Source organism: Mycobacterium sp. IDUB_28 (genome assembly GCF_055419285.1).
Window position 1 is genome coordinate 79975 of record NZ_JBVAXK010000005.1, and the last position, 21091, is coordinate 101065.

18 protein-coding genes and 2 pseudogenes are annotated in these 21091 nt (G+C 67.3%); 16 read left to right on the top strand and 4 right to left on the bottom strand.

Features of this window, described 5'->3' with window-relative positions; translation table 11 throughout:
* Positions 1-56 precede the first annotated feature (56 nt).
* Positions 57-1544 (top strand): type VII secretion integral membrane protein EccD, encoded by a 1488-nt coding sequence (eccD, locus tag ACZYZ9_RS12070; RefSeq protein WP_463826503.1) that lies wholly within the window; start codon positions 57-59, stop codon positions 1542-1544.
* Between the two features lie 4 nt (positions 1545-1548).
* Here the strand turns inward: eccD and eccB are convergent, their stop codons facing one another.
* A complete protein-coding gene (gene eccB / locus ACZYZ9_RS12075; RefSeq protein ID WP_463826504.1) occupies positions 1549-3051 on the bottom strand; it encodes a type VII secretion protein EccB in 1503 nt (500 codons plus the stop codon).
* A 108-nt stretch (positions 3052-3159) separates the two neighbouring features.
* Between eccB and eccE the strand changes: the two genes are divergently transcribed.
* A complete protein-coding gene (eccE, locus tag ACZYZ9_RS12080; RefSeq protein ID WP_463826505.1) occupies positions 3160-4869 on the top strand; it encodes a type VII secretion protein EccE in 1710 nt (569 codons plus the stop codon).
* A gap of 90 nt (positions 4870-4959) precedes the next feature.
* Positions 4960-5736 carry a DUF5336 domain-containing protein gene (locus ACZYZ9_RS12085; RefSeq protein WP_463826506.1) on the top strand — a complete coding sequence of 259 codons (777 nt, stop codon included), beginning with the start codon at positions 4960-4962 and terminating at the stop codon, positions 5734-5736.
* A gap of 7 nt (positions 5737-5743) precedes the next feature.
* Here ACZYZ9_RS12085 and ACZYZ9_RS12090 read toward each other — a convergent pair whose 3' ends face one another.
* Positions 5744-6877, bottom strand: a complete 1134-nt coding sequence (locus ACZYZ9_RS12090; RefSeq protein WP_463826507.1) for an FHA domain-containing protein — start codon at positions 6875-6877, stop codon at positions 5744-5746.
* 344 nt (positions 6878-7221) lie between these two features.
* Between ACZYZ9_RS12090 and ACZYZ9_RS12095 the strand changes: the two genes are divergently transcribed.
* From ACZYZ9_RS12095 to ACZYZ9_RS12110, 4 genes and pseudogenes are all read left to right on the top strand, one after another.
* A complete protein-coding gene (locus ACZYZ9_RS12095; RefSeq protein WP_463826508.1) occupies positions 7222-7539 on the top strand; it encodes a WhiB family transcriptional regulator in 318 nt (105 codons plus the stop codon).
* 85 nt (positions 7540-7624) lie between these two features.
* Positions 7625-8152 carry a YbaB/EbfC family nucleoid-associated protein gene (locus ACZYZ9_RS12100; RefSeq protein WP_463826509.1) on the top strand — a complete coding sequence of 176 codons (528 nt, stop codon included), beginning with the start codon at positions 7625-7627 and terminating at the stop codon, positions 8150-8152.
* A gap of 22 nt (positions 8153-8174) precedes the next feature.
* Complete coding sequence (locus tag ACZYZ9_RS12105; protein WP_463826510.1) at positions 8175-8468, top strand: hypothetical protein; 294 nt, start codon at positions 8175-8177, stop codon at positions 8466-8468.
* Positions 8469-8509: 41 nt separating this feature from the next.
* A pseudogene (locus tag ACZYZ9_RS12110) lies at positions 8510-8872 on the top strand (WXG100-like domain-containing protein); the annotation flags it as partial.
* A 635-nt stretch (positions 8873-9507) separates the two neighbouring features.
* Here ACZYZ9_RS12110 and ACZYZ9_RS12115 read toward each other — a convergent pair.
* Complete coding sequence (locus ACZYZ9_RS12115; protein WP_463826829.1) at positions 9508-9879, bottom strand: hypothetical protein; 372 nt, start codon at positions 9877-9879, stop codon at positions 9508-9510.
* Between the two features lie 961 nt (positions 9880-10840).
* Here ACZYZ9_RS12115 and ACZYZ9_RS12120 point away from each other — a divergent pair.
* The 9 genes and pseudogenes from ACZYZ9_RS12120 to ACZYZ9_RS12160 form a co-directional block, all read left to right on the top strand.
* Positions 10841-11218, top strand: a pseudogene (locus ACZYZ9_RS12120) (toxin glutamine deamidase domain-containing protein); the annotation flags it as partial.
* Positions 11219-11342: 124 nt separating this feature from the next.
* The gene (locus ACZYZ9_RS12125) at positions 11343-11867 is read left to right on the top strand and encodes a hypothetical protein (RefSeq protein ID WP_463826830.1); all 525 of its coding nucleotides are present in this window, start codon (positions 11343-11345) and stop codon (positions 11865-11867) included.
* Entirely contained in the window at positions 11810-14362 is a 2553-nt protein-coding gene (locus ACZYZ9_RS12130; protein ID WP_463826797.1) for an alpha/beta hydrolase, read from the top strand. The genes ACZYZ9_RS12125 and ACZYZ9_RS12130 overlap by 58 nt, the downstream gene beginning before the upstream one ends.
* Positions 14359-14778, top strand: coding sequence for a hypothetical protein (locus tag ACZYZ9_RS12135; RefSeq protein ID WP_463826511.1), 420 nt, complete (start codon positions 14359-14361; stop codon positions 14776-14778). Before ACZYZ9_RS12130 ends, ACZYZ9_RS12135 begins: the two co-directional genes overlap by 4 nt.
* A 61-nt stretch (positions 14779-14839) precedes the next feature.
* The gene (locus ACZYZ9_RS12140) at positions 14840-16354 is read left to right on the top strand and encodes a hypothetical protein (protein ID WP_463826512.1); all 1515 of its coding nucleotides are present in this window, start codon (positions 14840-14842) and stop codon (positions 16352-16354) included.
* Positions 16351-16758: a hypothetical protein gene (locus tag ACZYZ9_RS12145; protein WP_463826513.1), complete on the top strand. Its 408-nt coding sequence runs from the start codon at positions 16351-16353 to the stop codon at positions 16756-16758. The genes ACZYZ9_RS12140 and ACZYZ9_RS12145 overlap by 4 nt, the downstream gene beginning before the upstream one ends.
* Before the next feature lie 236 nt (positions 16759-16994).
* A complete protein-coding gene (locus ACZYZ9_RS12150; RefSeq protein ID WP_463826514.1) occupies positions 16995-17357 on the top strand; it encodes a hypothetical protein in 363 nt (120 codons plus the stop codon).
* 37 nt (positions 17358-17394) lie between these two features.
* Positions 17395-18780 (top strand): hypothetical protein, encoded by a 1386-nt coding sequence (locus ACZYZ9_RS12155; RefSeq protein ID WP_463826515.1) that lies wholly within the window; start codon positions 17395-17397, stop codon positions 18778-18780.
* A 22-nt stretch (positions 18781-18802) separates the two neighbouring features.
* Positions 18803-19576 (top strand): ESX secretion-associated protein EspG, encoded by a 774-nt coding sequence (locus tag ACZYZ9_RS12160; RefSeq protein WP_463826516.1) that lies wholly within the window; start codon positions 18803-18805, stop codon positions 19574-19576.
* 39 nt (positions 19577-19615) lie between these two features.
* On the opposite strand, the gene ACZYZ9_RS12165 is transcribed toward ACZYZ9_RS12160, so the two are convergent.
* The gene (locus ACZYZ9_RS12165; protein WP_463826517.1) at positions 19616-21091 is read right to left on the bottom strand and encodes a hypothetical protein; all 1476 of its coding nucleotides are present in this window, start codon (positions 21089-21091) and stop codon (positions 19616-19618) included.

The following is a 21091-nucleotide window of genomic DNA, read 5'->3' on the forward strand; positions in this document are numbered from 1 at the left end:
ACGTCCAAAGGTATGGTCACCAGCGAGTGACACCACCCGCAGGAGGCCCGATAGCGATGACTCTACCGCCGTCGCTGTCGGAATTAGACGCCGAATCGGAGGCCGAGCCCACGCTCAGCCGCGTCACGCTCGTGGTCGGTGACCTGCGGTTGGACTTCGGTCTGCCGGCCAATACCAGCATCAGCGCGTTCATCGACGACGTCATCGACATCGCCAACGAGCAAATCGCCGCGCACCCCGCCTCGGACACCGGACTCGAACAGGTCGTCTTCGACACGACCGAGGGAAAGTGGACCCTGGCGCGCCTCGGAGACGACGCGATCGACCCCAGCCGGTCCCTGTCCGAGGCCAATATCTACGACGGGGAGCTGCTGGCCATCCGGGAGATCGACCAGCCGCGGCGCCCGATGTTGTTCGACGACGTCGCGGACGCCGGCGAGCAGGCCCGGAATCCGTTCACCGCCTGGTCCGCCCGCGATGCGCGGCCGATCACCTTTTTCGGGGTGGGCCTGACCGCCGCCGCAGCCGTCGCATTCCTGCTGCCACGCCACGCCGAACGGATCTATGTCCCGGCGACCGCGCTCGGTATCGGGGTGCTGACAGTGATCCTCGCGTGCGTGATCGCGCACCGTCCGGGGCGTTCGGAGTGGGTGGCCGCGGTGGCCACGCCGCTGCTGTTCGGCGGCGCGCTGTATGTGGTACCGGACGGCTTCGGGGTGACATCGCTGCCGATGGCTTTTGCGCTGACGGGCCTGGCGTCGCTGCTGATCCTGCTGGTGACCGGCCGGGGCCGCACCCTGCACACCGCGGTGATCGCGCTCGCGGTGATCGGTGGCGCGGCCGCCGCGGTTGCGCTGCTGTGGAATCCGCCGCCCCGCGCGATCGGCGCGGTGCTGGCCACGGTGTCGGTGATCGTCGTCTACCTGTCCCCCCGGGTGACGATCCTGCTGGCCAAACTCCCGGTGCCCCGGGTGCCGACGGCCGGGGAACCACTCGACGACATCGAAACCCAGGGTGGGACCACCGTGGAGGGCGTCAACGCCGTCGGCAAACAGGTCATCCCGACCGAGGAGGGCATGACCCTGCGGGTGCGCCGGGCCAGCCAGTACCTGACCGGCATCCTGATCGCAGCCGCGCTCACCGCGACCGTCGGCTGCTACCTGGCGGTCGACGTCAGCAACGGATTCTATTGGCAGGGAACAGCTTTCGCTTCCGCTGTGGCCACCGTACTGTGTTTGCGGGGCCGCAGCCATCACGATCTGGTGCAGTCCGCCACGTTGATCGGCGCGGGCCTGTCGATCGCGTTGCTGACGATCGTCAAGATGGCGGTCGGCCTGGACGGTTGGGAATTGGACGCGACGCTGGCGTTGGTGATCCTGATGGTGCTGCTCGTGGCCTGCGGCATCGTCGCGCCCAGGTTGGAGTTCTCCCCGGTGATGCGCCGCCAGGTCGAGATTCTGGAGTACCTGGCCATCGTGATGGTGTTCCCGCTGTGCTGCTGGATCGTGCGACTGTACGCGGTGTTTCGCGAACTGCGGCTCTGATCGCTCAGGACTTCGGCTGCTCGACCTTGGACCCGCGCGGGTCGGCGGCCATCCCGTCGTGTGCCACCAGCGCCGCTTCCTGCGAGAGTTCCGGACCGGCCGGCAGCAGGGCCACGACCGGCCACGGCGCGAACTGCGGCACCTCGGCGTCGAGGCGCGCGTCGTGCACCCCGGTGACGCCCAGCGCCGCGGCCGTCGGCAGATCCTTGAGGTGATAGCGCACGCCGGAATCGGAGATGTAGAACAGCTGCCCCATCGCCCGGCTGTCCACCTCGCCGCCGGTGGTCTGGACATACTCACCGGTGCCCGGCTTGATGTACACCGAGTCGACGCCTGGACCGTTGCCGTCGGCGGTGGCCAGGCTGACGGGTTGCGCCCCCTCCGGAATCGGGAGGCGATGCCCGATGAGCAGGTGCACTGCTGCCTGGGCGGCGGAGTTACCGCGCTCCCACGCCATGCACACCACCCGGTCGGGTTCAGCGTCCACGATCTGCGGCGACACACTCGGGTAATGGTCCAACGGCAGCGTGTGCACAATCGGCAGTTGACTCACCACCGCCGGCGACACCTCATGATTCCCTTGTGCCGCAACGTCATTGGGATTGCTGTACCGGATGATGTCGGCGGCCGCCGATGAGATCGGCTGCAGGCCGTCGGCCAGCACCACATAGAGTTGCTCGCCCCGCGAGTCGACTGTTTTGACGATCGAGCCCACCGGGTAGGTGGGGAAACCCGGGACGACGCTGCCCGCGCCCTCGATCGTCACCGACCGGATCGGCGCAACCAATGGGAAGGTGTTCAGCAACGCGACCGAGATGGGACGTACCTGCGCACGCTGCAGGTGCAGGGCGTTGATCACGACGGAGTCCGAGGGATCGATGACCGCGCGCACGCCGTCGAAGACGAGGTAGACGGTGTCCCCGGAGCGGACGAGCAGCATCTGGGAGGTCGATGCCCGGCGGATGTCGTCGTCGAGGGTGAGGTCACCGGCGACGACCGCGGTCTGCACGCTGGCCAGTCCGACGTTCTTGGACACGTCCGGAGTGGTGACCGCGTCGCACACCGTCCACCGCGACGTGCGCAGGTCCGCGCCGGCGTGAATTCCGTTGGGCGCTCCGATGATTCCGACCATCGGTCCACGCGGCAACTTGTTGAGCCATTTGTCGCTGACCGACTTGGCGGGATCCGGTTTACCCGTGATCAACCGCGCGGAGGCCAGATTCAGCACCGGATGCAGGCGATCGCCGATGCGGACATACAACCCGCCGTTGGTGCTCAGCAGAATCTGGGCATCGCCGATGTTGGGCGACGGCTTGAAGAAGGCCAGCACCCCGGCGGCCCCGGTGATCAGCACCGCGATCACCAGACCTACCAGCAGCGAACGGATCTGCCCGCGCATCGGGTCGTGGATCATCCGGGAGTCGGCGCGGATCAGCGCGTGCTCGAGTCGGCGAATCAGGAATCGATAGCCGTTGACCTGCGCGCGCGTCGTCACTTGCGCAGGCATGTTCACCCCCATCAGCGTCGGGCAAGCACCGAGCGTGGATAGCGTATAACGCCGTCACCAGCTAAAGCCGCGCGGATTTCCGCCCGCAACACTGGATAGGATCCGACTGTGCCGCGTCGTGCAGGGACGCGCCCGGACCCGGGTGCGCCGTCGGAGCCGAACGAACTGCGGTCGACGATCGACATCGGCGCGCAGCGCTTCCTGCCGTTGCCCGACCTGCTGGTGCTGCAGCTGCTGATCGCCGCTGGGACGGTGACCGCACCGGCGCTCGGGCTCCCCGGCTGGCAGGGCAGTCTGGCCGGGCTTGCGGTGGCGCTGATCGTGGTGCTGCGCTTGCGCGGCACCACGTTGCCGCGGTTGCTGGCCCTGCGGGCCGGCTTCTGGCGACAACGGCGGCAACGGGCCCGGCGGACGAATCATGGGGCCCCCTTCGATGTCCCCGGTGCCGAGGGTGCACTGATCGGATTCCGTTGGGACGGCAGCACTTTGATGTCGTTGCTGAAGATCGAAGAGAACCCGCAGGCCATGACCATCATGGAGCCGGGCACCACGGTGTCCGGGGAGACCGTGCCGGTGCGGGCGCTGGTGGACTGTCTGCAGCAGTTCGACATCACCCTGGACTCCATCGACGTGCTCAGCCAAGGCGCCCGATCCCAGGGCCACAGCCAGGTGGCCGCGGTGTACGACGCCGTGCTGGGTCCGCTGCCGGCGATCGCCCAGCGCCACGTGTGGATCGCGATCCGGTTCGACCCCTCCCGGTGTGCCGACGCGGTGCGCCGCCGTGGCGGCGGACGGGACGGGATCCTGCGTGCGGCCACCACCGCCACCCGCCGCGTGGCCAACCGACTGACCGAGGGCGGCCTGCGCACCCGGGTGCTGACAGCCGCCGAGATCGGTCAGGCGACCAATCAGCTCACCGACGGGGTGGACCTGGTCACCGTGGAAGAAACCTGGCGGACCTGCCGCGAAGGCCGGTTCCGGTTGCGCAGTTTCGCGATCAAGCCGGACATGTTGACCACGGCGGGACTCGGACTGCTGTGGACCATTCCCAGCTACTCGACCACCATGAGCCTGTCGTTTCGGCGCGAGCATCCGAGCGGTCCGGTCGCGATCCGCGGATTGGCACGCTTCGACACCCACGGCAGGGCCCGGATCAACCTGCGCGGACTGACCCATCTGCGGGGCAGGCAGTATGCGGCACTGGCGGCGAGCCTCCCGGTGCCAGCGCCGCGGCAGCCGATCGCCAAGTGGGCCTACTCCAGCACGGACCCGGACCGGGACTTCGCCTCACTCTGCGTACCGGCCTCCGGTTGCGGGCAGGTGATCGGAGCCGACGAGGACGGCCGGGCGGTGGCGCTGGCGCTGTTCGGTCCGCAGATCCGGCGCGTGGAGATCGCCGGCACCTTGCACCTGGCCCAGCAGGTGGTGTTGCGGTCGCTGGCGCTGGGCGCGCACGTGTTGGTGCATACGCGGCGTCCGGCGCTGTGGCGCACCATGGTTGACGAGGTGGACGATCACGACCTGCTGTGGGTCGCCGACTTCAACCGGGGTTCCATGCAGGCCGGAGCCGACCGCAATTATTCGGTGGAGATGTTCGACGGGGTGACCGAGCAGTCCGTGCGGGTCGGCGTGACCGCGATCGTGGTGATGCCCCCCGGGGCTGCCGTGACGGCCAACGCCGACGTCGCGCTGGAACTGCTGGATCTGCGGACCGACACAGTGCAGGTCAGCACCCGCGCGGGCGCGTCGGTGGTCACCATGGTCGCGACCGACGAGGAGATGCGTTACCTGAAAGCGTCTTTCGCCGCCGAGGACTAGAACCGCGGTCCGCGGTGCCGTTTTGCACCGCTGCGGTGCGCTAGCGTAAATCGAGGTCACCCCGGATCGGGGCAGTTCAAAGGAGTGATCATGTCGTACCCCTCGGGCGGTTACCACGCGCCGGAGCAACCGGGCGCATCCAGCGATTACTCGCAGTGGGTCGCCGAACCGGAAACCGGCGCCAAGATGTCGCACCGCGCGCTGTCGCTGGCCGTCGCGGTGCTGGGTCTGTGTTCCTACCTGGTCAGTTTCGGGCCGATGCTCGGCGTCGGTGGCATCGACTGGGACGTCCGGTTTCCCGCCCTGGCCGGCCTGTTGGCGGCATTCGGGCTGCTTCCCCGGCAGACGCCGGCCGCGAAGTGGGTGGCGGCGCTGGCCGGGGTGGGGTTCTTGGACGCCTTATCACGCGGAGTCGTGGTGCCCGACGGCGTCGAACCGGGTTGGGCGCTGTGGGTGGTGGTGGTGCTGAACGCGGCGCAGACGGCCGTCGCGGTGGGCGCCGTGCTGAACCAGCCGGCCCAGGCCGACCCGCAGCAGGCGTGGTACGCGGCCTACGCCGAGCAATATGCGCAGGCCGCGGCGCAGTACTACGGGCAGTATGCGCACGAGGACGACGGTGCGGCCGAATACCAGAACGGCTCCGGGCAGGCCCATCAGGTGCAGCCCGCGTCGGCCACCGAATCGCGGCGGGCCGCGCAGAGCGCCAGCTATGCGGAATTCTTCGGCGGCCCGGCCACTGCGCCGACCGGTGCGTCGTCGACCGCGCCCGTCGCGCCGTCCTCGGGACTGCCCAACGTCGGCCACTCCCCGCAACCCGCGCAACAGCAGACAGTGGCCTTCGAGACCGGCTACCGCAGCTCGCCGTAGTAACTGCTCAGCTGACGGAGAGCTGCCCGATCAGGGTGGTGAGCACGGCCGCGACATCGTCGGGAACGGGGCGCTCGGCCTCGGCGTCGGCCAGGACCGAAGCCGGCAGGCCCGCGGCAGCCGCAGCTTCTTCCAGGCTGAGTTCGGCGCGGTGCCGCGCGCCGTACAGGCGCTGGCCCAGCGTGGCGTTCGGCGAACGCGCGGCCCGGTCCATCACGTCGTTGTAGGCCCGCCGGACGGTACTCAACGCCAGTACCACCGACGGGGTGCCCTTGGTGTTGCGGGCCGCATTGGCCGCGAGGTTCTCCAGCTTGCGCAGGTCGGCGAGGATCTGCGTGACTCTCGGCGCGAACGCCGGGTCGGCCGGGTCGGGCAGCTCGGCAGTGGCCGTGCTGATGGTGTGCATGGCCAGTTCGACGGCCTCGGCCAGCAACGGAGCCCGCACGGTGTCGGTGAGCACCTCGGTGGATTCCTCGGCACCCGAAGGGACTTTGCTGGGGACGGTGGCCGGCGCCGCGATGGGCAGCACCGCCGAGCCGCTGCGAATGCGGGCGATGGTGCCCGGGCTCCATTGCAGGGCCTTCTCCAGCTTCGCCAGCGTGGCTCGCCGCGGCCAACTGCGGCCCTTCTCGAAAGCGATCAGCGTGCCGGCGTTGATGATCTTGTCTTTGGCCAGGCCGCGCTGGGTGATCTCGAGTTCGTTGCGCCGCGCCGCGACGGCCTGACCCGCGCGCGCCACGCCGGGATCGTCGGCCTCCCACCACTGATCTTCGTCGGCGTCGGGCAGCTCGATCACGGTGGTGATGTCCCGGGCTGTGTCGGGCACCGAACCGGGTGACAGGGTCACCGGGAAGCCTTGGGGGTTGGCCAGATGGATGGTGGTGGTATCGGTCACCTGCACCGAGCTGCGCCGCACGCCGTCGAGGTACATGCCGTTGGTGCTGGTGTCGATCGCCTGCCAGCCATCGTGATGTGGTTCGAGGCGCAGGTGCCACCGGGAGATCCGGTCGTCGGGGAGACGAATGGTGGCCGAGGCGTCCCGACCGATGACGGCGACACCGGCCGACGGGTCCAGCATGTGCTCCTCGTCACCGAGCCGGACCACCAGCGCCGTCGCGGGCACGGTCTGGTCAGGTGTCACTGCGCCACTCCCCCGGCTTGGACTCCCGAAGAATCGGGCATCGTCGCTGCAGCCTTCCTTCAGCACTGTGGGTCGATGCTACATCTTTCCTGCTACATAACCTCGTTCGACCCTCGAATCGCTGCGGTTCTCGGGTGCAATCGCGTTCGCGATGGCGGTCTGAATGCAGACCGTGCCACACCGCGCTACGCTTCGGGACAGTTCGATGCCACGGTTGTCTTGTAGTACACACGTAAAATACCGCTTACCTCAGTAGGCGCTACGTTTTAATTGTTGCGATATGCCCCGACTTGTGATTAAAGTCGTCGCATCGAGGGGTTGTTACAGGAGTCGGGAGGAAAATCATGACCGCAGCGGTTACGCCGTTGTCCACGCCGCTGGACGAGTACGTGCCGGTGTGCAGCGTGGACCCGGATCGGTGGACAACCTGCGAACCCGACGAGGAAGCCAAGGCCCTGTGCCTGAGCTGCCCACGCCGGTGGCTGTGCGCCCGCGAAGCATGCCAGGACCCCAATGTGGAGGGGCTGTGGGCCGGTGTGGTGATCCCCGAGTCCGGGCGCGCGCGCGACTTCGCCCTGCGCCGGTTGCGGGCGCTGGCCGAACGGGGCGGCTACCAGGTTCGCCCGCGCCGGCGTGGCCGGCCCCGCGGCTCCCGGAACTGACGCCTGATCGCGGCAAAATGCTGCGCATTTGATAGTTGGCGGGCCTTTACACTAGCCGCACAGCAGCGGTCACCTGGGGGACATCGTGAGCAATTTCGCAGGCCTGTTCGGGAGTAGTGATCCCGGAGGTCTCGATGTGGACCGCTTGCTGTCCAATCTCCAGGAATTTCAGGGTGCGGCAGCCCGTTCGGCGCAACGGATGGCGATCGAGACAGCCGACGGATGGTCCACAGACGATCTCGCGCACGTGTGGGTGAACGCCCAGGGCGTGGTGGTGCAGGTGGAGTTCGACGAGACGCTGTTGGCGCAGGCGAGTGGCACCGAGGTGGGTGCCGCGGTCGTGCAGGCCGCGCAGGCGGCGGCCGCCCAGATGCGCGCCAAGACCGATGCCTTCCAGGCCGGCCTGTGGCAACAGGTCGCGCAGTTCGGCGTCCCGCCCGTCACTGACGTCGAAGAACTCCAGCCGTTGCAGCCGCAGGTGCCGCTGTCCGCGCCCGGCTCCCGGGAGCGGCGCACATTGGCCGAAGAGCTCGACGCCGAGGACCATCAGCGCACGGCCGCTCCAGCCGCCGACCCGCCGGACTGGCAGCTGACGATTCACGACAACGACTGAGCCGAAGGGAAGTTCACCGCACATGGCAGGACAGTTTGAATACGACGACACCACCGCACGCGCGGGAATCAGACAATTCGACGAACTCGGAAATCGGCTCGCTACCCTGATGCGCAGCGTGAATGCGGAGTTGTCCGGTGACTCGCCGTGGTCGCACGACAAGATCGGTTCGGCTTTTGCCGGGAAGTTCGATCCGGACCGCACGAGAACCCTTGGCAACGCCAAAGATCTCGCGCAGGGGGTGGCCAGCGTCGCACCCGCACTCACCGAAGCCGCCAACACCATCGTCGCAGCGGATGGCGGGGTCGCCGGCTAGCCGCCGGCACGGGAGCCGGCCTGATGCTGGGCGCGTAAGCCGTGGGTATCGAGCTTCCGGGTTGGTTGCGGTGGGTAGGCGACCTGATCGGCGAGCCGTTTCCGGAAGGGGACGAAACCGCGTGTCGGCGACAGGCTGACAGGTGGCGGCACTACGCGGACGAGTTGACGCGATTCAAGACTGATCTGGACGCCGCCACCCAGTCGACCCTTTCTGGATTCACGGCCGGCGAGTTTCACGACAAGCTGATCGAAGGGCTCAAACCCTATGCGCCGACGATAGACCAAGTCGCAGGTCAGATGAGACAACTGGCGGAGGCGGTCGAAAAGGCGGCCACTGAGATCGAATTCGCCAAGCAGATGTTCATCGCCAACCTGGTTGTGCTGGCGGCGAGTCTGACCGCGCTGCTGGCGTCGATCTGGATCAACTGGACGGCTCCCGCGCAGATGGCGGCACTGATCGCCGGCGCCGAGGCAGTCATTTCCCAGATCATTCGTGCGGCAGTCGCGAAAGTGGTGGGAGAAGCAGTAGCCCGGGTCATCGCCCAGATCGCGGTGCGGGCGCTCGAAGGCGCGGCGATCAACGCCCTGGCGTCCGGAGCTATGAATGCGGGCATTCAGGGCATTCAGGGCATTCAGGGTCACCGGCACGAATTCGATTCGAGGTCGTTCTGGGGTGATGTCGGGTCCGGAGCGATATCCGGCGCCGCGATCGGCCCAATAATGCGGGGCGCGAACGACTTTGACGCGGGGTCGGTGCTTGGTAACCACGCGAAGAATTTCGGCGCCTCGTTCGTGGGCAATGCCGGTGGTGCGCTCGCGGCCCAACAGGTGATGACCGGGCACATGAATCTCGGCGACGCGCTGGGCGCCGGGGCGGTCTTCGGTGGCATAGACGGGCTCCGCCGCACCGGCGCGCCGGGGATCTCGGAGCCCAGTGCGCTCACCGGCGACCGGACCGGGCAGACGGGCGTCACACCTCTCTCGCTGGGCGAACCGCCGCATGTGCCGGTGGCCGAACCCGGAACCGGCGCCCTTGGTCACTCTCCGGAGAGCGCCGTGGTGCCCGCCGGACATCCCGCCGGAAATGTCGACGTCCCGCTCAACCCGGGCTCGCACACCCATGAGGTGGTGCCCACCGGGTTGGCCGGCGGCGACGCCGGCATCACCGCCCACAGCGCCACCGCACCGCCGGTGAACCACCCCGGCGTCCTCGACACGCCCGCGACCGGGTCGCCGAGCGCGCCGGCACCGCCGAGCACCCCCCAGGTGGCCGCTACCCACACCGGCTCGCCGGCCGCGCACAGTTCCAGCCCGCCGCCGAGCGCACCGGCCGCACCCCCCCGGTCCGGGCTGCCGGACGCGGGATCCGCCGCTTCCGGCCATCCGGCTGGCGCGCCTGCCGCCCGCACCTCGGATAGCGTTGTTACGCATGGCATTTCGGACCCGAGCCATGCCCCCGCGGGCACCGAGCCGTCGACGCACCCGGTGCGCGACATCGACGCGCACTCGCCCCGTGACTCACCGCCTGCGCATGATGTTGCTCCGGCCCGCGATATGCCACCGCGGGATTCCGTGCCACCGCATGACCTGCTGCCACCACGCGAAGTCGTGGCACCACATGACGTGGCGCCGGCGCGCGACACACCCGCCACGCGCGATGCCCAGCCCCCGCGCGACAGCCCGTCAACCCGCGATGCCCAACCCCGGCGGGACATTGCCGCACCGCGCGACGGGCACCACGTCCGTGACACGGCGCGGGACGGCCAATCACAGCCGGGCCGCGACGAGCAACGCGCCGACCGGACGCCTGGGGATCGATTCGCCGGGGGCTCGCATCCCGATGCGACCGGGCGCACCGAAGCCTCCAATGACTACACCAGAGACCCTGTCGGACAGCGAGATTCGGAGCATGCTCGCGATACGACCGGGATCCCCGACCAGGCTCCGATGCCTGCCGCCGTCAGTTCCGCGGTGCTGCCCGACGGCGCGCACCCCGCGGCCAGGTCGACAGCGGCCCACACCTCCCACGGCAGTGGGCCAGGACGCACCGGCGGACACCCCGATCCCCTGACGGAACCACCGGCGCGACGTCCCGACGTCGACGAGCCGCACGGTGGCGACGACCCGCCACCGCCCGGACCGGGACCGATGGACCCCGCCGGCTTCACCAACCATGCCGATAAGCGGGTCTACGGGCCGCGGCGACTCGCTCCGGTAGAGCACCCCGGACATCAGGCGGCGGTCGAGCACGCGCTGGCAGTCCCCGGCCGGCAGGGGCACGAAATATGGGCCGACCCGCGCAGCAATCGCTACGGCGACCTGGTCAACGACGGCGGACCGGGTGTGCCGGGGCGCGTGAACAACTGCCTGGACTGCGCGTTGTCGGCGCTGGCGTCGTTCCACGGGCACCCGACGGTGTCCGCACCCCGGTATCCGGACACACTGCCCAACGGGCTCATCGACAACCAGAGCGGCGAAGCGGGCGGGACGGCCCGGGCCAAGGCGTGGCTCGGCGACGGACTGCATCCGGCCGACTCGAAGCTCCCGATTCGCGATCAATTCGCCGCACTGCACGAGCAGATCAAGAAGATGGGCCCCGGCGCATCGGCGCTGGTCGTCAACGAGTGGCATGCGCGCGACGCCAACGGCGTCCCGATCTACGACGCCCACGGCAAGCCGGTGATATCAGGGTCGCACGCGACCGTCGTGGTGTATCCGCGCGACGCCCAGGGTCCGGTGTGGTGGGATCCCCAACACGGCTCGACCTCGGACCATCCGCCTACGCGGATGACTGACCGGTCCGCCTCGCTATGGTCCACGCCACTGCGGCCCGATCACTTCGGTCCCCCACCCGCACCGCAAGGAGGCCAACATGGTGCAACTGGACACCAAGGAACAAGCGCTGGCCTACCTGGCGCGGGTGCAGCCGGGACGCACCTATCAGGTGTGGCCGTTCGAGATGGGCTGGGTCTGTCAGGCGATCCTGACGCCCGAGGAAGCCGAGGCGGGGATGGGACTGGGCCTCGCGAACCTGGTGATCGACGCGGAGACCGGGATCGTGACGGTGCAGTCGAGTCTGGCGCCGGACTGGATCGCGGAGAACTACACGGAGGCGAAACGCAACGGCCGCACGATCGGCAACCAAATCTACCCCCACCAGTGGCGGATCACGATCCGGCGCACACGGGAGGACCCGGAGACCATCACCTACCAGATGGCGGCCGTGTCCCTGACCGATCCCCCGCAGCCCACGCAGGAACACCCGGTGACCGTCAACAAGCGCACGTTCCTGAACGAGCCCCCGGACCACCTGTCGAGCGTGGCGGCGTCGCACGCGCAATGGGTGAGCCGCCAGCGCAACGGGGTCTGGCCGGAGGAGAGCACGATGGAGTTCTGACCGACCCGTCGGCCACGACGCATCCCGACGACGCGCACCACCACGATGTCGATCCCGGTGACCGCGGGCGCGACGTCGCCTCGCATCCCGACGCCGAGCGGATCGCGAATGAGGCGCTGTGGAAGCGGATTCCGCCGGTCCATCCGAGTGAGATCCGACATCACCTGTCCGACAAGACCTTTGGTGAGCAGCGCGCCCGGGACAATGCCGCGTGGTGGCGCGAGCTGAGCGGCGAAGAACAACGCGCGCTGATCGACGCGTACTCCCGGGAAATCGGCAACGCCGAGGGCATCCCCCCGTGGGCGCGTACCGAAGCCAACGATCACCGGCTGTCCCAGCTGCACGATGAGCTGCAGTCCCGCAAAGACGCGGGCGAGCACCTCAGCCGTCCCGAGAAGCGAGAACTCGAGCGTTACAACGAGATTCGCCGAGCTCTGGACGAGACACGGGGCAAAGCCGCCAAACTCGGCGCGGAAGTGCACATCCTCGCGTTCGACCCGCACGAGTTCGGCGGCGACGGCCGGATGGTGGTCAGCGTCGGTCACGATCCGCACCGCGCCGATGCGGTGTCCTGGCATGTGCCCGGTTTCTCCACCACGATCGACAAGATCGGCACCAATCTGTCCAACGCGATGCACCATTTCGAATCGGTGCGGGCGGTGAACGAGCAGGCCCGGGTGGCCTCGATCGCGTGGATCGGTTACGACGCACCGCAGGGATTCAAGGGCTTGTGGGATGTCGCGCACCCCGAACTGGCCCGTGCCGGTGGCGATATCCTGCGCGGCGACCTGACGGCGTTCAACGCCGCGCGCGATGCATTGGCAGCCGACGGCAGCCACTTCTCCACCAACGACGTCTTCGGCCATTCCTACGGTTCGACCACCACCAGCTTCGCCGGGCACGGCGGCGAGCTGAGCAGCCACGCCCGCAGCATCACCCTGGCCGGGTCGCCGGGTGCCGGCCCGGTGCGTCACGTGTCCGAATACGGGCTTGGCGATAGGGTTTTCGTCGCGTCCTCGTCTCGCGACCCCATCACCATGCTGGGTGCGCGCTCGCTCGACGGACTGGGCGCGCGCCTGCCGGAAACATCCGGTCGCGCCTTCGGTCGCGGCCTGGGTCTTGATCCTGCGATGCATGCCTTCGGGGCGCACCGGATTACCGCGGAGTTTCCGCGCTACATGGATCAGATCCGGGGACCGGACCGCAATACTGCAACCCACTCGGCGTACTACAGCTTCGATTCGCAGCACGCCACTACCCGAACTGAGTCGTTGGCCAACTTCGGCCGCATCGGCGCCGGTCTGTTCGACCAGGTCCACCGTGAATTGCAGCGGTTCGAAGTGGACTCGTCGGCTCCCGGCCGGTGGCGTACCGCCGAACCGGCGGAGATGCGGGCGCTGGAACACCACGCCGACCCGGCCGAGTCGGCCCGGCGGATCTGGGATCCGCGGTGGCATTCGCTGCCCGAACATCCCGGCGGCGACGCGAGTTGCGCGCACCACGTCGCCGGTCTCTTGGCTGACCGCTATGGCCGCGATGTCGTGCTGCGGACCGAACCGGGCCCAACCGGGGTACCCGCACGAGATCTGTTCGCGGCCTGGGATTCTGAGTCGCACTTCGCGGGCTACGCCGACGTGCACGACGCGCTGCTGCGCCTCGGCGACGGGTCGGCGGCGATCCTCGCCTCGCGGTGGGCGGGTGGACCCGAGATGGGTGGTCACGCCTACGTCGCGGTCAACGAGGGCGGCACGGTGCACCTCTACGAACGCTTCGGTGACCACTTCGAGCGGTCCGGGTGGCCTCCGTACTGGGGTGAGGCCGCGGTCGACAGCACCGCCGTCGGATATCTCGACCACAACGGAAACCCGGTCGCACCCCTGGACGACCGGGGCCGGGGACTGGAAGCCGCGACCGCCGTCGGAGACGTGGCGGGACACCCCTCGGAACCGCCGGCCCCGCACCATCCGACCGGCGTCATGGCGATCGGCGATCCCGTCAGCTACCCGCCGCAGGCGGCGCAGCTGGCCGCTGATCTCAATCACGCGTTCGCCAGCGGGAATCTCACGTCGGACCTGGTGCGACACATGGCGGAGCTCTCCACCCACCGCGTCGGCGACGCGGACCGGGTGGTGCTAGGCAAGTACGACGGCTACGACGGTGGTTACATCGGCGCCGCCCGGCACGACGGCGGGATCTTCTACGACACCGGACCGGAGGCGTGGCAGAGCATCGAGCGAGGGCTGAGCCGACCGGACGCCAACGAACTGGGCTGGCGAGTGAACGAACAATTCCTGAGGACACAGCTGGAGAACGGGGTGCCCCGCATCGACTACCTGGTCGACTACCGGCACTTTTCGTCGGTGGAAGATGTCCAGCTGCTTCGTCCGGACTCGTTCTCGGCCAAGGAGATTGATTTCCTGCAAACTCACGCGTCGAGGTACGGCTACAAACAAGTCGGCGACTCGTGGGTTCTCGTAGAAAGCCGTGACAAATGACCGAAGGATTTCTGCAGCATGTCCAGCTCATTGTGGGGCCCGTGCTGGCGGAGTTGGGTTTTGAGCTGGCCGGGTTCGACGACAGCGTCGATGAGGGGGGCATACTCGGTTCCGTCGCGTTCTACCGGTCGGCCGACCGCAAGCTACAGATCTACAACTCCAAGAGATCCGGTGAAATCAACTGCATGATCGCGCTGCTCGCAGCGCACGATGTCTACGGCCTGTTCGACCGAACCGGTGAATGGCAGTATCTGACCCGTTTCGCGGACCGGGCCGAACTCGCCGCACTGATCAAGTCAGAGGGAACCGGGTTTCCCACCGAGGAGGAATCCTTGACCCGGATCAGGACGCGGATCGAGAGGTACTACCCGGTGGCCCACGCGGGCATCCGGCAGATGTTCGGCGATTCCGAATGACGGGGTACGGAAATTTGGATCGCATCCCCGTCCAGTGCCTCGACACGGAAGGAGTGGCGCGGTGACCATCGACGCCGCCCAAGCCATCTCCGCGGTCGCCGAGTTCGTGCGTCGCGAGGGAATCGATTATCCGACAACCGGTTTGACGGCAGAACGGTTCGAGGCCGGTTGGTCGGTGTATGCACCGGTACATGTCGACACCAGCGATCCGACGAGCTTTCTGCACATGCCGGTCGGGCGGGCGGTGTTCTTGATCGGGGACAGCGGACGCATCGAGCAGACGTCATCCGCCACACCGCCGCAGGTCGCCCGGCAGCGCTTCGCCGAGCGGGAGCGCGCCCTCGCCCACACCAATGCGGACCCCGCCGCGTTCATGGCCGGGTTCGCTGAAGCAGTCAACGCCGCCGACCCGTCGGGCGCACCCGCGGCCCGCAGTGTCACCCTGGTCGACGACTCACCGCCGCGAGAGAGCCAGGCCGCCCACAACGAGGAGATCGGCCGGCAAGCCTCGAGCATGCTCGATCCGATCGCCCGGGAGCTGGCCTCGCTCGGCCCCCCGGACTGGCGGGAATTCATCGCGGTATTCGCCCTGACGGTGCGCGGCGGAACCGCCGATTGCGCATTCGACACGCCCCGGGGGTGGCAGCCCGTCACCGTGCCACGTCCGGTGCTGGATTTGGTGCGCGCGCAACGTGAGGTGAGCGCACAGATGTCGGCCGGGCCGTGGTGGCGACTCACGTTGTCCGTCACCAGCCAGGGTCGGCTGCGCGTCGAGTACGACTACGGCGACCAACCATTCCCCGACGGTCAACTGCAGCCCGCGGACCACTATCGCGACGACATCGCCACCTATCCCCGGCCCCGGTTGCCGGTGTGGCTGGCCGGCTACCTGGCCGGGCCGGCCGCGCAGGGCCGCACTCCGCAGCAGGCGTCCGCGGCGGCATCGGCCGATCAGGCAGCCGGTCGTCTGCCGGTCGAAACCGACGACGTCGAACCGCTACCGGTCACGTGGACCCGGTGGGCGGTGCTGGCCGCGGTCTACACCGGTGCGCGCTCCCGGTGGGGGCCGCGGATCGCGGCGGGTTTGGCCTGGTACGAATCCGATGCCCGCAGCGGGTCGACCCTGTACCTGCTGCCCGGTGACCGGGCGGTGCTCTCCGGCGGGCGCTGGAACTCCCCGCTGCTGGTGGCGGCCTACCAGCAGGGACAACCGCTGCCGGACCTGTACGGCGGCGCACCCGCCTGGGTCAACGATTCGGTGCTCAACACCCGCAATCAGAACGGACTGCTCAGCTTCTGCTTCTGGTGGGAGCAGGGCCGTTGGTGGCGCGGATCGACCAACACCTTCGACGAACTCGACGACCCACTGCCGGCGATCTGGACACCGGGGGAAACCGTCGAGGCGATGATGGCAGTCGTCGGCCCGGGCGTACGGGACGCGTGCGACCAGCTGCTTGCGGCGGCCACCGCGCACACCGTGACAAGGGCCGATCTGGCTGCCGTATTCAGCCAGTTCGGTGACCCTGACCTCGATTCCGCACTGAACCAACTGAGCCTGGCCGGCCTTGCCGCATGAGCAGCACTCCGGACACCATCGCCACCATCGCCCTGTTCGTCGTCGGCGCCGCAGTAATGCTCTTCGTCGCGGTGACGGGGTTCTTCAGGTTGGGTGTGGAAGTTCGGCCGCGACTGATCGCGCCCCCGCGGTGGTACCGGGTCACCGACCTGGCCGCCGAGGTGGTCCCGGTGCTGCTGCTCGCCGCTGCGTACGCGGCGGGGGTCGTGCTGGCCGCCCTCAACAGCGGCGTGACGTTTTACTATCCGCTGATCGCCGTGACCGTCGGGGTGGTCGCGTGGAATTTCGCGCTCAGCAGCTTGATCCGCCGGTTGTGCGCGATGCGGGTGGGCCAGCGGACTGTCGAGGACGCGCAGTTCGACCAGCGGCGGGCGGCTGATGGCAATTTTGACACCCGCGGGTAGGCCGCGAGCTGATCAGAACTTCCCCGGGACGGGCATGGGAACACGGATGCCGGCACCGCCCCGCCGCAGAAATTTCGCGGATTAGTGCGCTCGGGGTGGCCTATTCTGACAGGTGATCGCGGCTCGTTGGAGGAGCCTTCTCTGCGTAGCCCGCATCGTGATGCTGGGGCGTCGGGGTTGCATGGGGAATAGTGATTTGCCGCTGACGGACGACGTCGGAACCGGAGGGGAAAACCATGTCTGTTGACGAACCGCCCGCGCCAGGCTCGCTGGGAGATCCGACCCTGCAACTACGGCAATGGCAACAAGCTGTGCCGCAGAACATTCTGGAGGTCGACAGAGCGGCATTGAATAGCTGGCTGGCCAGCACCGGTCGAGTTGTCGAGGACCTCAACGCACAGGTAGCCGCATTGAGCGGGTTGAAAATAAACGAGGGGGTTGTCGGCAGCTTCCAATCCGCGCAAGCCACGGCACGTCAACTCAATGATTCCGGGGATGCGATTCGCCAGCGTTTGGCAGAGTACGTGGGATTTGCGACAGCGCTTCGTGATTTCTCCAGTGCGGCCTTTACTCAACTGCTCAAGACCGACGAAGCCTGATGTTGTGTGAACAGTTCTGCGAGGCGGTGAGGCACGCGTGACGGGCGATCCTCCCGCTCTGGATTGGACGCCGCACGATGACGGCTATCACGGCGATCTCGGCCCCGTCAACCCGAATCACCCGCCTCCGAATTTACATAATTCGTATATCGGGCAAACTCTATATGACGACCTCAACAATATAGACAGCACCCAACTCGCGGGTCGGACGATTAAGGGCGTGCCGCTAGAGCACATCAACACTTTCCTTGAAGGCTACAACGGCATCAAGGACGCCGCGGAGGACATCGCGGTTCGCCATCGCTTCATTTGGTCTAACGTGAGTTCTGCTCTCGCGCAGTTACGCGGAACCTTTGAGCAAGCGATAGCCGCAGCGGAGCAAGGCTTATCAGGGGCGACCGCAGCACAGATGTCTCAATTGGCTCGAAATTCTCTCAACTACCTAGATTCCCTGGTAGACGCGACCGAACGGATGAGCCCCCTGGTGGACACGTTCTCGCGCGATATCAAGGAAACGCGGGATTGGTTCATTTCCAACAAGACACAATTAGACAATGATACCCGGATTCGGGCGCAATATGCGCATATTTCGGAGAAACAGGCTGCAGACGAACTGTTGTCAGCTTCTTACGACCGCGCGGCGCAGCAAACAATTCACTCCTTCTACAATCCGCCGATCGATTGGATCAGTCGACGTCATCCCGACATGTCGGCAGGCGCACCTCGAGTAGGCGCCCCCGGGGGGCCCGGGGGTACGGGTACGCCAAGCGGTGCGCCACCCGGCGGCCCGAGTCCGGGCGGCTTGGGCACACCGAATATTCCGAGGCCCGCCGGACCAAGCCGAGTGACCCCGGTTGCAAACAAGCTCAGCAGCCCGAATTCTTCCCCGAACCCCCTGCAGGGACTGGGCGACGCGGCCAAGGGCGTCGGAGACGCCGCCAACGGAGCAGCTCAACAGGCTCAGAACGCAGCCGGGCAGGCGGGCAATGCCGCCAATCAGGCCCTGGGTCAGGCCCTGAACAACAGCGGCCACAAGGGCTCGCTCGGTTTGCCCGAAGGGGTACTGGGTCTGGGCCCGAAGGGTCTGACCGGAGCCAAAACGTCAGGATCAGGAGGGGGTCGCAGCGGGGGCGCCGGAGTCGCGCACGGGGCCGCGAGCCAGCGGCCCGCCCAACTGCAGCCGTCGAGCAAGCCCGTCGCCGCAACGCAGGTGTCTCGGGCGGGCGTGGGCGCGGGAGGTACACCAGGTGCCGGTGCTCCGGCGGCGGGTCATCGAGGCGGATCGGGCGCAGACAAGGCACACAAGGCGAATAAAGCCCTGCGGCTGACGAAGCACGGCCAAGACGTGATCGGGGAAGCTGAAGCTGTGGTGCCGGTAGTCGGCGGGGAATCCAAAGACGCCAGTCCACCCAAATCGTCCTAGCCGGTCCACCCCAGGTGGCGAAATGAAGCGCGCGGCGCTGAGCCGAGTAGGACGCCTCGAGCTGGTCGACCTGCAAGCCATTAGCGACAAGCTCGGCCGAGATTTTCTGCCGCACCCCTTTGTCGTGCTGCAACCCTCCCGTTTCGGGAGTTACCAGGAGTACGAGTCATACCTGGCTGCCGTCCCCGGACGTCTCGAGGGGGGTGACCTACAAGACTTCGCACCGTGGATCACCTCGTATATCAACGCAGACATTCGGGTGGAGTGCGTCGTGAGCATTGTCGGCGCCCGACGAGGACGGATGATGGCGCATCGTCGCGGCCAATCAGGCTTCGTGGCTGCGCAGAATGACGAGGAACACTGCGTCGACGTGTTTGCGGTTGCACCTTACGAATTGGGCCCGGCCGTCGCAGGTTCGCTCGCGCTCACCCAACCGGGCAAGCATTCGGCGATCGTGATTCCCGGCTTGGTGCGGCCACCGGCTGAACCGAAGGCGGACAAGGACGAAGCCCCCGTCATTATGTCCCGCGACATCACGCGCGGACGGGTATCAATTGCCCGTTCACACGTGCTTCGGCTCGCGCGAATTCAGAGTCACTGGCAGCCGGCACGCGATTGGGGATTCGATCGCAGCAAGAGCACCGTCTCCTGCGTCAACGTCAGCGACGATGGCGACTACATCTATGCGCCGGATTTCGACTACCTGACGCCCATGACAATGGATAACCTCGCCGATCGCATCGATGCGATGATCGCTGAGGACGTAGCGAGGCTTCGACAATCACGCAGTACCTAAAGCGCCCTTCCGTTGGACACAGAACAGTTTGAGGTGGGCTCACTTCGGCGCATGCAGCGACATCACGACGTCCCGGTCGATGTCGTGTTCGATCAGACCGGTACCGACCTTGTAGAGCCAGATCTTGCCCGGAATCTCCCACAGGGTTTGGCAGGTCGTGGTGTCGATCGCCGCGTATGTGGTTCCCTCCGAAGCATCCTGCCTGGTAATGACGACGGTACCGTCGGATCCGACATAGCCGGATCCGAACTGCATCGTGCAGGTGCGTCCAGGTTGCGCGGTCAGCAGATCCCACTGCTGCCAGGCTGTCTGGTCGCCGTAGCCGCTGTCTTCTGTTCTGATGAACAGCTTGGTTCCGATCACGGTGAAGTCCTCGTGCAGATTCCGCGACGGGATGGTGGCGACGAGTTTGCCTGCGGCATCGTAGATCTGGAAGGTACCACCGACGGCAAGGGTGAGCATCGCCGCGTTTCGCCGCGGGTAGCTGCGCTGGGGTTGCTGACGTCCGACCATCCGCCCGGAGGTGTCATACATGAGCGTGCCGGTCACCTTGCCGGCATCGAACTGATAGGCGAACCCGCCGTTGTAGGTCTCGACCTCTTCGAGCCGGGTGCCCGCCGGGGGGGTGGGTGTCATGTCTTTGCCGTCGGCGATCGAGAACACCCGGTTGCCGCGCTCGTCGTGGACGTCCTTCAGCGGCTGCACGGCAAGGGTGAGCGGCGGAACGTCCGGATCCCAGGTGGCCGGGAAGCTGACCTCTCCGCTGCCGGGTAGGAACCAGGTCATCTCGGCGTGCGGACCGACGCCGTGCAGCCCTTCGCCGTATTTGGCTGCCAGCAGGTAGGTAGGCCCGTACTTGTACCCCACCGGCTCCAGCCGGGTGTCTCCGCCCAACCTGGGGTTGAGGGTGTTTGGTCCGCTGTAGGTCAGCGCACCACGCTCGAGATCGATCACCCAGGCGCCGGGAGGCGGGACATACTGCTCGGTCCCCTGGACGACACTGCTGGTGCAGACGGCCACCGCCGGCCCGTTGCCGTAACAGTCCCCGAAGAATTCGGGCAGCGCCACCGGCGGAAAGAGCCGGGCACCGGTGGTGACGTCCAGCCCGTAAATCCAGCCCGTCGGATGCCGGCATTTCTTGTCGCAGCCCTGCAGGGCAACGAAGTATGCCTTCGTGCCGTTGCGGGTGAAAAGGTTGCCCAGCTTGACGCCGGGAGGCAGTCCCATGTCTGCCGCGGTGAGTTGCCAACCGGGGACCGGCTGGCGGTTCAGGGGGAACGACACCAGCAGGTCTTCGGGTGTGCCGATCGGCGGGGCGGCAGGTGGGGCATCGGCAGCACGCCGGTCGGGAGACCAAGGCGCCCAGACTTTTACGGCCACGACGCCGGCCACCGTCGCGAGCACGACCACGAAGACCGCGCCGAGCCACCACCGCCGCCGAGAACGCCGCAGCGGCGCTTGCGGCGCTTCGTCCGGCTCCACCCACCGAAATCCACCCGCGGGTAACCCCGACAC